Annotated in this window: 15 protein-coding genes and 1 riboswitch; of the genes, 9 read left to right on the top strand and 6 right to left on the bottom strand. The window is 63.4% G+C overall.

The features are described 5' to 3' along the window. Positions 1 to 194 precede the first annotated feature (194 nt). From SUTH_RS01620 to SUTH_RS01605, 4 genes are all read left to right on the top strand, one after another. Positions 195 to 599, top strand: a complete 405-nt coding sequence (locus SUTH_RS01620; RefSeq protein ID WP_041096575.1) for a PaaI family thioesterase — start codon at positions 195 to 197, stop codon at positions 597 to 599. A 106-nt stretch (positions 600 to 705) separates the two neighbouring features. Further along, entirely contained in the window at positions 706 to 1314 is a 609-nt protein-coding gene (gene thrH / locus SUTH_RS01615) for a bifunctional phosphoserine phosphatase/homoserine phosphotransferase ThrH (protein WP_041096573.1), read from the top strand. A gap of 1 nt (position 1315) precedes the next feature. Further along, positions 1316 to 2176 carry a formyltetrahydrofolate deformylase gene (gene purU / locus SUTH_RS01610; protein ID WP_041096571.1) on the top strand — a complete coding sequence of 287 codons (861 nt, stop codon included), beginning with the start codon at positions 1316 to 1318 and terminating at the stop codon, positions 2174 to 2176. A gap of 10 nt (positions 2177 to 2186) precedes the next feature. Next, a complete protein-coding gene (locus tag SUTH_RS01605) occupies positions 2187 to 2615 on the top strand; it encodes a hypothetical protein (protein WP_052473052.1) in 429 nt (142 codons plus the stop codon). Between the two features lie 26 nt (positions 2616 to 2641). Here SUTH_RS01605 and SUTH_RS01600 read toward each other — a convergent pair whose 3' ends face one another. The 4 genes from SUTH_RS01600 to SUTH_RS01585 form a co-directional block, all read right to left on the bottom strand. Then, entirely contained in the window at positions 2642 to 3139 is a 498-nt protein-coding gene (locus SUTH_RS01600; RefSeq protein WP_041096569.1) for a chemotaxis protein CheW, read from the bottom strand. Positions 3140 to 3196: 57 nt separating this feature from the next. After that, a complete protein-coding gene (locus SUTH_RS20165) occupies positions 3197 to 5452 on the bottom strand; it encodes a methyl-accepting chemotaxis protein (RefSeq protein WP_269450470.1) in 2256 nt (751 codons plus the stop codon). A gap of 362 nt (positions 5453 to 5814) precedes the next feature. Next, the gene (locus SUTH_RS01590; RefSeq protein WP_041096565.1) at positions 5815 to 6360 is read right to left on the bottom strand and encodes a hypothetical protein; all 546 of its coding nucleotides are present in this window, start codon (positions 6358 to 6360) and stop codon (positions 5815 to 5817) included. Positions 6361 to 6368: 8 nt separating this feature from the next. Further along, a riboswitch (cyclic di-GMP riboswitch) is annotated at positions 6369 to 6463 on the bottom strand. Between the two features lie 91 nt (positions 6464 to 6554). Then, a complete protein-coding gene (locus tag SUTH_RS01585) occupies positions 6555 to 7427 on the bottom strand; it encodes a YicC/YloC family endoribonuclease (RefSeq protein ID WP_041096563.1) in 873 nt (290 codons plus the stop codon). A gap of 131 nt (positions 7428 to 7558) precedes the next feature. Here SUTH_RS01585 and SUTH_RS01580 point away from each other — a divergent pair, with 131 nt between their 5' ends. The 5 genes from SUTH_RS01580 to hemW are packed head-to-tail and all read left to right on the top strand — an operon-like array spanning position 7559 to position 11910. After that, the gene (locus tag SUTH_RS01580) at positions 7559 to 8488 is read left to right on the top strand and encodes a serine/threonine protein kinase (protein ID WP_041096561.1); all 930 of its coding nucleotides are present in this window, start codon (positions 7559 to 7561) and stop codon (positions 8486 to 8488) included. After that, positions 8488 to 9390 carry a PP2C family protein-serine/threonine phosphatase gene (locus tag SUTH_RS01575; RefSeq protein WP_052473050.1) on the top strand — a complete coding sequence of 301 codons (903 nt, stop codon included), beginning with the start codon at positions 8488 to 8490 and terminating at the stop codon, positions 9388 to 9390. Before SUTH_RS01580 ends, SUTH_RS01575 begins: the two co-directional genes overlap by 1 nt. Then, positions 9387 to 10118 carry a ribonuclease PH gene (gene rph, locus SUTH_RS01570; protein ID WP_052473049.1) on the top strand — a complete coding sequence of 244 codons (732 nt, stop codon included), beginning with the start codon at positions 9387 to 9389 and terminating at the stop codon, positions 10116 to 10118. Before SUTH_RS01575 ends, rph begins: the two co-directional genes overlap by 4 nt. Then, entirely contained in the window at positions 10115 to 10705 is a 591-nt protein-coding gene (rdgB, locus tag SUTH_RS19845; protein ID WP_041096559.1) for an RdgB/HAM1 family non-canonical purine NTP pyrophosphatase, read from the top strand. Before rph ends, rdgB begins: the two co-directional genes overlap by 4 nt. Continuing rightward, the gene (gene hemW, locus SUTH_RS01560) at positions 10702 to 11910 is read left to right on the top strand and encodes a radical SAM family heme chaperone HemW (protein WP_041096557.1); all 1209 of its coding nucleotides are present in this window, start codon (positions 10702 to 10704) and stop codon (positions 11908 to 11910) included. Before rdgB ends, hemW begins: the two co-directional genes overlap by 4 nt. Here hemW and SUTH_RS01555 read toward each other — a convergent pair. Together SUTH_RS01555 and SUTH_RS01550 are read right to left on the bottom strand one after the other, a co-directional pair. Further along, positions 11907 to 13067, bottom strand: coding sequence for an NnrS family protein (locus SUTH_RS01555; protein ID WP_041096556.1), 1161 nt, complete (start codon positions 13065 to 13067; stop codon positions 11907 to 11909). The two genes, hemW and SUTH_RS01555, sit on opposite strands and share 4 nt — an antisense overlap. Further along, positions 13064 to 14218, bottom strand: a complete 1155-nt coding sequence (locus tag SUTH_RS01550; RefSeq protein WP_041096554.1) for a GGDEF domain-containing protein — start codon at positions 14216 to 14218, stop codon at positions 13064 to 13066. The genes SUTH_RS01555 and SUTH_RS01550 overlap by 4 nt, the downstream gene beginning before the upstream one ends.

The raw sequence follows: 14218 nt of genomic DNA, 5'->3' as shown, positions 1-14218 counted from the left end.
GGTGCTTTGCGCGCCTGGGATTCCCGCTTCGCGGGCAGGCGTCCCCTGGTGGGATATGTCCGCCGCCCACCGGAGTGGAGTCCGGCAAGTGATACGCCGCACAGGCCGGGCCCGTTATGCGGTAAAAAGCATGTCCGGATGATGTTTGGAAACCACTTTTCGTGGCAACCACCCTCCAGCCAGTCCTCAACTCCATGAATACAGACACCCTCCAAGCGGCTCTTGCCGACTACTTTGCCCCCTGGGTTCAGGCGCTCGCGCTCAAGGTCGAGTCCTTCACCGCGGAATCCGTTCTTCTGCGTCTGCCGCAGGGCGACCAGTTGTCCCGCGTCGGCGGCATGCTGTGCGGCCAGGCCATGATGGCGGCGGCGGACTCGGCCATGGTGCTGGCGCTGATCAATCACTTCGGGGAGTTTCGTCCCTGCACCACGGTTCAGTTCTCAAGCAGTTTTCTGAAGCCGCTGTCGGCTCAGGATGCGCTGATCGAGGCGAAGGTGGTCCGCGCCGGAAAGGCGCTGGCCTTCGGCGAAATCGACATACGCGGCGCACGGGACGGCAAGAGCGTTTGCCGCGCGAGCACCACTTACGCCTTGCTGTAAGCGCGATCGTCGGGCCAAACGGGTAAAATTGCGCCCGTTCGCGGCGCTCAGCGGCGCTCGGCGCGTCAGTCGCCGTGTCGCCAGCGCCGACTCTTGGAGAATTTCAGTGCAACTCGTCTGTCTCGACCTCGAAGGCGTGCTCGTCCCCGAAATCTGGATCGAGTTTTCCAAACGCACCGGCATTCCGGAATTGTCCCGCACCACGCGCGACGAACCCGACTACGACAAGCTGATGAAGTATCGGCTCGACTTGCTCAAGAAGCACAAGCTCGGCCTGCCCGACATCCAGAAGGTGATTTCGGACATGGGGCCGATGGCCGGTGCCAGGGACTTCCTCGACGCCTTGCGCCGCGACTTTCAGGTGATCATCCTGTCCGACACGTTTTACGAATTCGCCATGCCGCTGATGGCGCAACTGAACATGCCGGTACTGTTCTGCCACAAGCTGGAAGCGGATGCCGCCGGCTTTCTGGTGAACTACCACCTGCGCATGCCGAACCAGAAAAAGGAATCGGTACAGCGCTTCAAGGAACTCCGCTTCAAGGTGATCGCCGCCGGCGACTCCTACAACGACACCGCCATGCTGGCCGAGGCCCACGCCGGCATCCTGTTCCACCCGCCGCAGAACGTGATCGACGAGTTCCCGCAATTTCCGGTGACCATGAACTACACCGAACTGCGCCGCGAAATCGACAAGGCGGCGGCGCGCATCTGAGATGCACGGAAACCGGTTCTACACGCTCACCGCCTCCTGTCCCGACCAGGTCGGCATCATCGCGCGCGTCACCGGCTTCATCGCCGAGCACAAGGGCTGGATTCTCGAATCCAGCTTCCATGCGGACGACCTGGATGGCCGCTACTTCATGCGCATCGAGGTCAAGGCTGATTCGCTGCCCTTCCAGCTCGCCGAGTTCCGCCGCCGCTTCCAGGCCGTGGCCGATGAACTGAAAATGGACTGGCGCATCAACGATTCCGCGGTCAAGAAGCGCGTCGTGGTGCTCGTGTCGAAGCAGGAACACTGTCTCTACGACCTGCTGGCGCGCTGGCAATCCAGGGAACTCGACATCGAGATCGCCTGCGTGATCTCGAATCACGACAGCTTCAAGGGCTTTGTCGAATGGCACGGCATTCCCTTCCATCACGTGCCGGTGACGCCCGACAACAAGGCCGCCGCCTACGCGGAGGTGCAGCGCCTGTTCGAGGAAGTGCATGGCGACACCATGGTGCTGGCGCGCTACATGCAGATCCTCTCGCCGCAACTGTGCGCCGCCTACCCGGGACGCATCCTCAACATCCACCACAGCTTCCTGCCCTCCTTCGTCGGTGCCAAGCCCTATCACCAGGCCTACACGCGAGGCGTCAAGCTGATTGGCGCCACCTGCCACTACGTGACCGAAGCGCTCGACCAGGGCCCGATCATCGAGCAGGACGTGATCCGCATCGACCACTCCGACTCGGTCGATGACATGGTGCGTTACGGCAAGGACATCGAAAAGACCGTGCTGGCGCGCGGCCTGCGCTATCACCTGGAAGACCGTGTGCTGGTCCATGGCAACAAGACCGTAGTATTCCGCTGAAGGAATCAACATGAAAGTGAAAGCACTTGCGCTGATGGCCGCGCTGTTCGCCGGTCAGGCACTGGCCGAAGACCATCGGCAACTGGCTACGTTGCCGCCCGCGGCAAAAGAGGCCCTGCGCGAGGAGATGCTCGGCAACCTGCTCGCGATCAACGAAATCCTGACGCTGATGGCCGCCGGCAAAGTGAAGGAGGCCGGCCAGCTGGCGGAAACCACGCTCGGGCAATCCGCCCAGGGCAAGCACCGCGACAAGCCCTTCGATGCGCGTCCGGGTCCGCACATGCCGCCCGCCATGCACGGCATCGGCAACGACGGCCATGTTGCCGCCAGCGAGTTCGCCAGGGCGGCGATTCGCGGCGACCGCGAGCAGGCATTGGCCCTGTTACCAAAACTGACCAGTGCCTGCGTCGCCTGCCACTACTCCTACCGGACGCGCTGAGTCAGCCAAACATCTCCTGGCAGTTCTCAGGCACTGCATGCCTCCGCCACCAGGGCCATCTCGCCGCTGAGCATCAGCTTCTCGATGTCGATGACGATCAGCATCCGGTCGTCCAGCGAACTCAAGCCCGTGATGTATTGCGTATCCACCGCTGCGCCGAACTGCGGCGCCGGATGAATCTGGTCGGGCCTCAGCATTGTGACGTCGGAAACGCTGTCGACGACGATTCCGACCACCCGGCCGCCAATGATCAGGATGATGACCACCGTCACCGGCGTGTACTCGGCCATGCCGACATTGAACTTGATTCGCATATCGACAATCGGGACGATGGTGCCGCGAAGGTTGATCACGCCCTTGATGAATTCCGGCGCGTTGGCGATGGTCGTCGGGCTCTCATAACCCCGGATTTCCTGCACCTTCAGGATGTCGATCGCGTACACCTCCGCACCAAGGGTGAAGGTGAGATATTCCTGCGCAAGCCCTGGATTTTCATTCGCAGCGGCCTGGTTTTCTGTAGCCATAAGAAACTCCTCGTTCTGAATGTTCTCGATGTGTGTGCTGCTGCTTCACCCACGGGTTCAGAACTCCTCCCACGACTCGTTTTCGGTGTCTGCGTGCGCGGCGGGAATGACCTTGAGCGGTCCGCTCGGACGCGGTGTCGGGCCGCCCAGTTTCTTCATCGGCCGCGCCGCCGGTCTCGCGACAGGTGCACGAACAGCCGTGTTGGTGACGCCCGTCTTGAATGCGGAAACCGATTTGGCCAGCTGTTCGGCCTGCTCCTGCAGCGACTCGGCAGCGGCAGCGGACTCTTCCACCAATGCGGCGTTTTGCTGGGTGACCTCGTCCATCTGGCTCACGGCCTGCGTCACCTGCTCGATGCCCGCGGTCTGCTGAACGCTGGCGGATGCGATGTCGTTGATCAACCCCGAGACGCTGGCGATCGCATCCACGATTTCGGTCATCTGGGTACCGGCCTGGATCGCCTGAGCATTGCCTGCCTCGACGCGAGCCACGGAATCGCTGATCAATCCCTTGATCTCCTTGGCGGCTTCGGCCGAGCGATGGGCGAGATTGCGGACCTCGGTCGCGACGACCGCGAAGCCGCGGCCCTGCTCACCGGCGCGCGCTGCCTCGACCGCCGCATTGAGCGCGAGGATATTGGTCTGGAAGGCGATGCCGTCGATCACGCCGATGATGTCGGCAATCTTCTTCGAACTGGTGGCGATCTCGGCCATGATCGTGACCGACCCGCGCACCGTTTCGCCGCCGCGCTCGGCAACTGTCGCTGCTATTCTTGCCTTCTCGTTGGCATCGGTTGCGCTCTGGGTGTTGCCCTTCACCGTCGCAGTCAGTTCTTCCATGCTCGACGCGGTTTCTTCGAGGCTGCTCGCCTGCTCCTCGGTGCGGGAAGAGAGATCCAGGTTGCCGGTGGCAATCTCGCTGGACGCGGTGTTGATCGATTCAACGGCGTCCATGATCTGCATGATGAGCTCTTTCAGGTTCGCCACCGTGGCGTTGATGCCGGCACGGGTTTCGCCGAACAGGCCCGGGTAATCCTTTTCGATGGTTTTCGTCAGGTCGCCCTGCGCCAGCGAGCTTGCCACGCGCATGACGTCCCTGAGGCCGGTTTCGGTGGTTTCCGACAACTGGTTGAGCAACACGCTCAAATCGCGCGGGAAGCCCTGCTTGCCGGTCAAGTCGACACGGGTGCTGAAGTCACCCCGGTTGGCGCCCTGCACCATGCTTTCGATGTCCGCCACGATGCGCGTCAGCGCGGCCACCGTGGCATTGACGGCGGTACCGGTCTGACCGAATACACCGGGGTAGTCCTTCTCGATTTTCTGCGACAAGTCGCCATCCGCCAGAGCCTTGGAAACGCGCATCACGTCGTTCAGCCCGGTGTTGGTGGTCTCGGCAAGCAGGTTGAGCGATTCGCCGATTTCACGGCCGAAGCCCTGCTTGTCGGACAGGTTGATCCGGCTGCTGAAATCGCCGCGCGCCGCGGCGGCAACCATCTGCTTGATCTCATTCACCAAAGTGGAGAGTCCGACCTGCATGGTTTTCATGGCCACCAGCAGGCTGGTCGTATCGCCCGGCCGGGTTTCGATGCTGCGCGACAAATCGCCGGCGGCGATGGCCTTGACGTTGTCGGCGGCGTAGCCGGGTTCCCCGCCCAACCGGGCAACCAGATCGCGCACGATCAGCCATGCGATCAGGATCGCCAGAACGACGCTGATCAGCAGCGCAACGATGATTACCGTGATCGACCGATCCGCTTCCCTGGCGGCCTCCTCGCCTTGATCATTCAGGAGCTTTTCTTGCAGTGCCTGAAGGTCGCGCGTGGCATCGGCATAGGTGGCCTGGCGTTTGCGCAGTTCATTCAGCAGAAAGACGCGCGCCTCATCCGGCTTCTTTTCGCGCAACAGTCGAATGACGGTCTCCTGTCCGTCGACGAAGGCAGCACGCGCGTCAACAATTCGCTTGAAGATTGCCTTGCCCTCGGGCAAGACAATTCGCGGCTCCAGCTTGTCCAGAGTTTCCCGGATCTTCCGCCGCGCATCCAGCGCGAGCTTGATCTGCGCTTCCATCGTCTCCGCGTTGTCCGCTTCGAGCACGGCGTTGCGCAAGGAGCGTGCGATATCGAGCACGTTGTAATTGACGTCCGCAATCCACACGATCTTCGGCACCTTGTCCCTGACGACGTCATTCATTTTCGTGGTGACGCTGGTCAGGCCAAGATAAGCCATCCCCCCGCTGACGACCATCAGGGTAACGATCAGGCCGAAGCCCAATGACAATTTGGTGGCGACCTTCATATCTGAAAATGAACTCACAACGACCTCCATGCGCTAGGTAGTTAAAACAATGGCTGACCATTCGGGTTTTGGGAACGCGTCATCGGATCGAATTACGGGTGACTCTTGCTGCTCTGCGGTGCAAATCGGGATCGGATTCCTCAAGTAGGGAGGCGAAGTACGGGCCACAAATATCGATCGCGCCACCATCCCGTGCAACGACGAACAATACCGTTCCGTTGCTCCGCGGCGTGAATGGAAACTTCGCTACTCCCTTCTCGTTACAGGGTTTCTTGTTGCTGCCTGAACCCCTTGAGCTGAATCGATTATACAAATATGCCACTCAAAACCAATATCCTGAACTGATTAATTTGAATGCCGGCTTGCCTTGTCAGGGATTGTCACCTGCCTGACGGGATCGGCTCGGTTTCGCTGGCTTGCTCCAGACATTTGCTGAACTGAAGGATGGCCTCCTTGCTGCCACCCACCTGCGCCGAGCAGGTAATCTGGCCTTGCTTGCGCTTGAGTGGCGAGGAGAGAAAGCCTTCCGCCGTCGACGGCGGGCGGCTGACGTAGCCTGTGCCGCCGCTCGCTCCTCCATTGCTGCCGCCGTAGGATCGGCTGTATCCGGGAGAACTCAGTCCGCTGCTGGAAGTCTGGACTGCTTCGATGGGTGGCTTGTATCCGGCGGCGAAACTGATCACCGCGGCCACAATGCCAGCCAGGATGCAGAGTCCGCCAACCCAATAGCCTGCCACCCACCAGATGTCCCACCGACTGGCAGGCAGCGCGACACTGCGCGGTGCGAATGCGGATGAAGAATGGCGCGGCTCCTCGCCGACCATTTCGTCATCATGGCGAATGGGCGGCTTGGATCTTGGTCTGGGAGGGGCCGGCTTCCGCTTCATTTTGATGAAAATGACGCGGCGACTTACGGTGGTGCCCATGGCGATCTCCTGGCAATCCCGCTACCGTGGAGCGCCGCTGGGAGCGCCCGTTAGGCCGGTGATTTTGCGTCCCCGCCTTTCGACGGGTTTGCCCTGTTTCAGAATCTAGGGAATGGATTTATAAACCATGAATCGCATTTCCGCAATATCTCCCTGCATTTCGCTGGCATAGCCCCGCCTGGCGGTAGCGCTTCCTATTCGAGGTTCTGGACTTGCTCGCGCATCTGCTCGATCAGCAGCTTGAGTTCGAGTGCGATGGCGGTGACTTCGCCCGAGACTGATTTCGAGGCCAGGGTATTCGCCTCGCGGTTGAGTTCCTGCATCAGGAAATCCAGCCGCTTGCCGACGGCGCCGCCCTTTTTCAGCACGCGCTCGAGTTCGTCCATGTGCGTCACCAGCCGCGCGATTTCCTCGGCGACGTCGATCTTGGCGGCAAAGACGCCAACTTCCTGGCGAATGCGCTCTTCGTCGAGGTTCGCCACGGCCTCGCGCAGCTTGGTCGACAGTCGTTCCCGATAGGCCTCCAGCGCGGCCGGCAACAGGGGCTCGGCGGCACGCACCTGTTCGCGCATGCGCGCGGCGCGGTCGCGCAGCACGTCGGCCAGCTTGGCGCCTTCGCGCTCGCGGGTGGCGACGAACTCGTCGAGCAATTTTGCGAACAGCTCCTGCGCGCTGGCCTGCAACTGTTCCGCGGTGAGCGAATCGTCGCCCAGCACGCCGGGCCAGCGCAGCACTTCGGCCACCGACAGCGGTGCCGCCTGCGGCAACACGCTGCGCACGGCGTCATCGAGCTTGCCCAGCTCGCCCAGCAGCGCCGGGTTGGGCGTGCGTTGGCGCGCCGCGCCTTGCGCCGGCTGTGCCTGCAAATAGCCGCGGCACTCGATCTTGCCGCGCCCGATGCGTTCGACAATCTTCTCGCGCAGCGGCATCTCCAGAAAACGCAGGTCTTCGCTGAGGCGAAAGCCGATATCCAGATAGCGCGAATTGACGCTCTTGATTTCGAGATTCATCACTGCACTGCCGAGGTCACGGCTGGCGGCGGCATATCCGGTCATGCTGTAAATCATGGTGAGGGGAGTCTCCGTGCCTGTTGTCCGGACGTCGCCCCAAAGCAGTTGTTTACACTGGAAGGGCGAACAAGGAAAATCGGGGCAGTATATCAACCTGTCCCGGCTCTCCCGCCCCGTTGCCCATTCCCGTGGTTTCCCAGAACAATCAGCCCCTGCCCCCCGGCTACGAACTCGAAGGCTATCGCATCGAGCGGCAGCTCTCGGTCGGCGGCTTTTCCATCGTCTATCTGGCGCACGATGCGCAAGGCACGCCGGTGGCAATCAAGGAATACCTGCCCAACGCGCTGGCGCTGCGCGGCGAAGGCCAGATCGCGCCGACCATCCCGGCGGAATTCCAGGCCGATTTCAATCACGGCCTGAAATGCTTTTTCGAAGAAGGACGAGCGCTCACCGGGCTGGACCATCCCAACGTGGTGCGCGTCCTGAATTTCTTCCGCGCCAATGGCACCGTCTATCTGGTGATGCGCTTCGAGATCGGCCGCACCTTGCGCGACTACATCCGCAAGAATCGCGGCCGCCTGAAGGAAAGCTTTCTGCGCAGCATGTTCAGCGGCCTGCTCGACGGCCTCGGCGAGGTACACGGCTGCGGCCTGCTGCATCTGGACATCAAGCCGGCCAACATCTGGCTGCGCGACGACGGCAGCCCGGTGCTGCTCGACTTCGGCGCCGCGCGCTATGCCGTCGATATCGGTCCGCCCGAGCCGCGCGCGATGTACACGCCGGGCTATGCCGCGCCCGAGCAGTACCACGGCAAGTTCACGCTGGGGCCGTGGACCGACATCTATGCCGTCGGCGCCTGCATCTATGCGGCGCTGGCAGGCGCCGCGCCGCAGGCAGCCGACGAGCGGCTGGTCGACGACCAGCTGCTGCCGGCCCGCCAGCGCTGGGGCATGGACTATTCGCCGCGTCTGCTGGCAACCATCGACGAATGCCTGCGCCTCGATCCGACGCGGCGGCCGCAGCATGCCCGCGCGCTGCAGGCCTCGCTCAACACCGATCAGGCCGGCGACAAGCGGCCGGACTCGTGGCTTTCCCTGCTCGGCTTGCGGCGCGAATGATGAACTACACCATCGCCCAGGAAAGCCGCATCGGCGGCCGCTCGATCAATCAGGATCGCGCCACCTGGCTCGCCACCGAGGATGCCGTACTGATGGTGGTGGCCGACGGCATGGGCGGCCACCTGCAAGGCGAGGTCGCGGCACAGATCGCCGTCGACACCCTGACCGAGCGTTTCCGCAGCGAGGCAAAAACGCGCCTTGCCGACCCGGCGCAATTTCTCGCGACGACATTGCAGCAGGCGCATGACACCATTGTCCGTTACTCCGCCGACTGCCGCATCCTGCCGCATGCCGCACCGCGCACCACCTGCATTGCCTGCGTGGTGCAGGACGGACAGGCCTTCTGGGCACATGCCGGCGATTCGCGCCTCTACCTGATCCACAGCCATGCCGAAGGGCCCGGCCGCGTTGCCCAGACCCGCGACCACAGCATCGTGCAACGCATGGTCGACCAGGGCGCCATCAGCGATGCGGAAGCCGCCATCCATCCGCTGCGCAACCGCGTTTTCAGCTGTCTTGGCGGCGACGTGCCGCCGCACATCGACGTCTCGCCGGCCGTAAAACTGCAGGATGGCGACCTGATCGCCTTGTGCACCGACGGCGCCTGGTCGCCCCTGGGCGAAACACTGGTGGCCGAGCTCGGCCGCGCCTCGCCCCGCACCACGGTCCCGCGCCTGCTCGATGCCGCCGAGCGGGCAGCCGGCCCGGGAGCAGACAACCTGACGCTGATCACCATGCGCTGGGGAGTTTCCGATGCCGATGTCGGCACGCATACGCTTGAACGCAGGCCGGCCGACCGGAGGACCGCGGCAGAAACGCCGATCAGCGACGAAGACATCGAGAGCGCCATTGCGGCGATCCGTCGTCGCATTCCGCTTACCCCCAATGGAGCATCTTCATGAGCAACACCTTTCAACGCACCGACCGCGCCGCGTCGCAACTGCGCAACCTCAGGATCACCCGCAATTACACCTGCCACGCCGAAGGCAGCGTGCTGGTCGAGTTCGGCGCCACCAAGGTGCTGTGCACTGCCAGCGTCGAGGAATCGGTGCCGGGCTTTCTGCGCGGCAAGGGTTCCGGCTGGGTCACCGCCGAATACGGCATGCTGCCGCGCGCGACCAACACGCGCATGGCGCGCGAAGCGGCGAAAGGCAAGCAGTCCGGGCGCACCCAGGAGATCCAGCGCCTGATCGGCCGCAGCCTGCGTGCCGTGACCGACATGGCCGCGCTCGGCGAACGCCAGATCACGCTCGATTGCGACGTGCTGCAGGCCGACGGCGGCACGCGCTGCGCGTCGATCACCGGCGCCTGCGTCGCGCTGCACGATGCCTTGTCCACGCTGGTCACCGGCGGCAAGCTCGCCAGCCATCCGATGCGCGAACTGGTCGGCGCCGTCTCGGTCGGCATCGTCGGCGGCCAGCCGGTGCTCGACCTCGACTACGCCGAAGATTCGGCCTGCGACACCGACATGAACGTGGTGATGACGGCGAGCGGCGGCATCATCGAAGTGCAGGGCACGGCCGAGGGCGCGCCCTTCTCGCGCGCCGAACTCGATACGTTGCTGGAACTCGCCGCCGCCGGCATCGGCGACATCGTCAAAGCACAACAGTCGGCGCTGGTGACACGGTGAAGAAGCTGGTCCTCGCCTCCGGCAACCCCGGCAAGCTGCGCGAATTCGGCCAGCTGCTGGCGCCTTTCGATTTTGAAGTGCTGCCGCAGTCGGCTTTCAATGTTCCCGAGGCCGAGGAACCGCACATCACCTTCGTCGAGAACGCCATCGCCAAGGCGCGCCATGCCGCGCGGCTGACCGGCCTGCCGGCGCTGGCCGACGACTCGGGCTTGTGCGTCGCGGCGCTGGGCGGCGCGCCGGGCGTGTTCTCCGCGCGCTACGGCGGCGAACCGAAATCCGACGCGAAGAACAACGCCAAATTGCTGACCGATCTGGCCGGCATCGCCGACCGCCGCGCGCACTACGTCGCGGTGCTGGTGCTGATGCGCCACGCCGACGATCCGCAGCCGGTCGTCACCGAAGGCGAATGGCATGGCGAGATCATCGACGTGCCGCGCGGCGCCGGCGGCTTCGGTTACGACCCCTACTTCCTGGTGCCCGGCACCGGCCTCACCGCGGCCGAACTGCCGCACGAGGAAAAGAACCGCTACTCGCATCGCGGCAAGGCGCTGGCGCTGCTCATCGAGCGTCTGCGGCTGGGCATGTGATCCCGATCATCCCCGTCGCCGTCTCGTCGGCGCCGACTGTCGGACAGGGCTCCGGCCTGGTCGCCCCACCACCGCTGGCGCTGTATGTACACTGGCCGTGGTGCGTGAAGAAATGCCCCTACTGCGACTTCAATTCGCACGAGAGCCGCGGCGAGGTGAATGACGACAGCGAAGCCGCCTACCTCGCCGCGCTGATCGCCGACCTCGAAGCCGCCCTGCCGCAGATATGGAACCGCCCGGTGGTCAGCGTCTTCATCGGCGGCGGTACGCCGAGCCTGATGCGCGCCGAAACCGCCGATGCGCTGCTCGCCGCGATCCGCATGCGCCTGCCGCTGCATCCCGGCGCCGAGATCACGCTCGAAGCCAATCCCGGCACCGCCGAAGCCGCGAAGTTCGCCGCGTTTCGTGAGGCCGGAGTGAATCGGCTTTCCATCGGCGTGCAGAGTTTCGACGACGCCAAGCTGGCGGCGCTGGGCCGCATCCACGGCAGCGCCGAGGCGCGGCGCGCCATCGACCTGGCGCTGACCCATTTCGAGCGCGTCAATCTCGACCTCATGTACGTGCTGCCACGGCAGTCGCTGAAAGAAGCCGAGCGCGACATCGCCACCGCGATAGCCTCCGGCGTCGGCCACATTTCCGCCTACCACCTGACGCTGGAACCGAACACGCCCTTCCACCACGCGCCGCCGCCACTGCCCGACGACGACCTGGCCGCCGACATGCAGGAAATGGTCGAAGAGAGATTGGCCGCCGCCGGCTTCACGCATTACGAAACCTCGGCCTTCGCCAAACCTGAGCAGCACTGCCAGCACAACCTCAACTACTGGACCTTCGGCGATTACCTTGGACTGGGCGCCGGCGCGCACAGCAAGCTCTCGAACCACGAAACCATCTGGCGTGAAGCACGCCACCGCAATCCGCGCGCCTACATGGAAGGCGCGGCACGTGGCGACTTCATCAGCACGCGGCAAGTCGTTGCCCGCGCCGACCTGCCCGGTGAATTCATGATGAATGCGTTGCGGCTGAACGAGGGCTTCCCGCTCGGGCTATTCACCGAGCGCACCGGGCTGCCGCTATCCATGATCGAAGAGTCGGCGCTGGCGGCACGGCGCAACGGGCTGCTCGAAACCGTGGAGGGATCGATGCGGCCGACGCCGCGCGGCCGACGCTTCCTGAATCAACTGCTGGCGGGATTCCTGAACTAGTGTTCCTTGCCGTCCACCCGTGCTTGCAGCAGGAATGGAATCAGCCGCCACGCGAGGATCGCAAAACCCGAGAACCAGCCGCAGGCAGCGAGCAGAATCCAGAATTCGTAGCTGGCGGGATGGATCTGCGGCGCGATGACGCGCAGCACGAAGGCGACGATCATGATCCACAGCACCAGCTTGTCGATGCGATCGAACACCACCTTCCTGCCGGTGTGTCCCTTCGCGATCCGGATCAGCATCGCCGGAATGATCAGGCCCATGACTCCCAGCGCAAAGACATGCATCGAGAAGGCGCCGACCCATGACGGCGGCGTCACCTGAGCCAGAAATTCGACCAGCAGTTGCAGCACGATGGCGCCGTAACCCAGGTACATGATGCCCAGATCGAGCCGCCGCATCGCCAACTGCGGCTTCCAGAAAATCAGCCGGCCCGCGAGCAGCAGTGCCAGCAAGAACGAGATGCCGCCCGCCAGCGGCGGCGGCATCAGGCCGGCGCCGACCAGCGACAGGGCCAGCAGCTTGATGGCCTTGTCCAGCGCCGGATTGCGCAGGATGTCGACCTGGAAAATGCCCTTCATGAACTGCGTCAGGGTGCGTTCCAGCATCACCAGGAAGGCCATGCGGAACAGGCCGGTGGCCATGACGATGCCGAACTGGAAATGTTCGGTGCTCAACATCGACTGCTTGGCGATCAGGAAAGCAGGAAGGATCAGCAGGAAAAACCAGTTGTCGCGATAGCTGTCCTGCTTGCTGTAGCGCGCCAGCGTCCACATCAGCATGGCGACGATGGCCGCCAGGAACAGCATGTTGGAGAACTCGAACAGCCAGGCCGGCCAGAGCCCGCCGAACCACATGCCCATGCGTTCGAACAGCCAGGCCGCAACAAGGAACATCAGGGCCGCGCCGTGATAACCGCGAATCTGCACCCAGTTCTTGGTCGATGTCAGCAGGAAGCCGCCGAGCACCGCCCAGCCGAAACCGAAGAACATTTCGTGGGCATGCCATTGCACGGGGGCGATGCGCGACAGGGGGGCAGGCAGGATGCCCAGATAAATCAGCACCCACAGCAAGGGCAGGCTGAGCCCCGACAGGCAGGCCAGTGCGAAGAACGGCCGGAATCCGACCAGCCACAGGGGGTGCCGAGAAAACTTCACGGCGCAGGCAGGGCGATCACCTCGACCCGATTGCGGCCGCGCTCCTTGGCCTGGTACAAGGCCGCATCGGCGCGGGCGAGAATCCCGTCAAGATTCGCATCGTCGGAAAGGCTCACCGTCACGCCGATGCTGGCGGTGCAGGCAGGCAGTGCAGCGGCGCCGGATTCGACCGCGGCACGAATCCGCTCCGCCACGACGCGAGCCTGGTCGAGGGAGGTTTCCGGCAGCAGCACGACAAACTCCTCGCCGCCGAATCGGCCCACGCGGTCAGGCTGTCGCAGCAGCGGGATGATGCGAGCGACAAAATCGACGAGCACGCGGTCGCCCGTGAGATGGCCGTGGTTATCGTTGATGGCCTTGAAGTGGTCGAGGTCGATCAGCAGCAGCGACATGACCTGCTGGTTGCGCCGGCAGCGCGCCAGTTCCGTCGCACAGGCTTCCATCAGGGCGCGTCGATTGAGGGCGCCGGTCAATGAATCGTGAGTGGCCAGATGTTCGAGTTCGGCACGCAGCTTTTCGGTCGCCATCAACACCGCACCAATGGTGACCATCAGCATGGAGAAGGTATACGTGGCGACATAGAACGTCTGTGCCGGCGAGAGGATGAAGAGCGCGTTGTCCGCCGGCATGCCGATCGCGGAGATAAAACGTAGTGCCTGCACCACGGTCTGGAGCAGCAGCGCGGCGGCCGTCAGATACGTGGCGAAACTGCGGATGCCTTTTCGCAACAGCAACCAGGCATGGCTGGTGGAAAGCAGAATCAGCAATAAGGCGATCAGCAGCAGGCGCATTGCGTAACTCGGCTCGACATGCGTGTACCAGACCAGCACCGGCGCCGCAACGACTATCAGAGCGCCCCAGAACCGGAACGACGGCGACACGCCGAGAAAGCGCTGGCTGCCGAAATAGAACAGCACCTGTCCGGCCAGCAAAATCAAGTTGGCGGCAACCACCGATAAAAAGTCAGGGATGACGCCGCGCGCGCCGATGAGCAGCGTGGAAACAAAGATGATGATCGGGGCAGCGGTCCACTCCGCCAGCCCCTTGATCGATGGCGGATAGTTGCGGCGCAGGAAGAACAGCACCACCGCCATCAACGCACCCATCACTCCGGCCAGGACAATGATGGTACGGGGGTCAAGATTCAACAT

The sequence above is a fragment of the Sulfuritalea hydrogenivorans sk43H genome, from assembly GCF_000828635.1.
GTDB lineage: Bacteria > Pseudomonadota > Gammaproteobacteria > Burkholderiales > Rhodocyclaceae > Sulfuritalea > Sulfuritalea hydrogenivorans.
Note: the sequence above shows the minus strand (reverse complement) of the source record. Positions and strands in the feature narration are given on the sequence as shown.

Coding starts and splice junctions, on each gene's coding strand:
- SUTH_RS01620 (WP_041096575.1), top strand. CDS start 195: ATGAATACAGACACCCTCCAAGCGGCTCTTGCCGACTACTTTGCCCCC.
- purU (WP_041096571.1), top strand. CDS start 1,316: ATGCACGGAAACCGGTTCTACACGCTCACCGCCTCCTGTCCCGACCAG.
- SUTH_RS01605 (WP_052473052.1), top strand. CDS start 2,187: ATGAAAGTGAAAGCACTTGCGCTGATGGCCGCGCTGTTCGCCGGTCAG.
- SUTH_RS01600 (WP_041096569.1), bottom strand. CDS start 3,139: ATGGCTACAGAAAACCAGGCCGCTGCGAATGAAAATCCAGGGCTTGCG.
- SUTH_RS01590 (WP_041096565.1), bottom strand. CDS start 6,360: ATGGGCACCACCGTAAGTCGCCGCGTCATTTTCATCAAAATGAAGCGG.
- SUTH_RS01585 (WP_041096563.1), bottom strand. CDS start 7,427: ATGATTTACAGCATGACCGGATATGCCGCCGCCAGCCGTGACCTCGGC.
- SUTH_RS01575 (WP_052473050.1), top strand. CDS start 8,488: ATGAACTACACCATCGCCCAGGAAAGCCGCATCGGCGGCCGCTCGATC.
- rph (WP_052473049.1), top strand. CDS start 9,387: ATGAGCAACACCTTTCAACGCACCGACCGCGCCGCGTCGCAACTGCGC.
- SUTH_RS01550 (WP_041096554.1), bottom strand. CDS start 14,218: ATGTTGAATCTTGACCCCCGTACCATCATTGTCCTGGCCGGAGTGATG.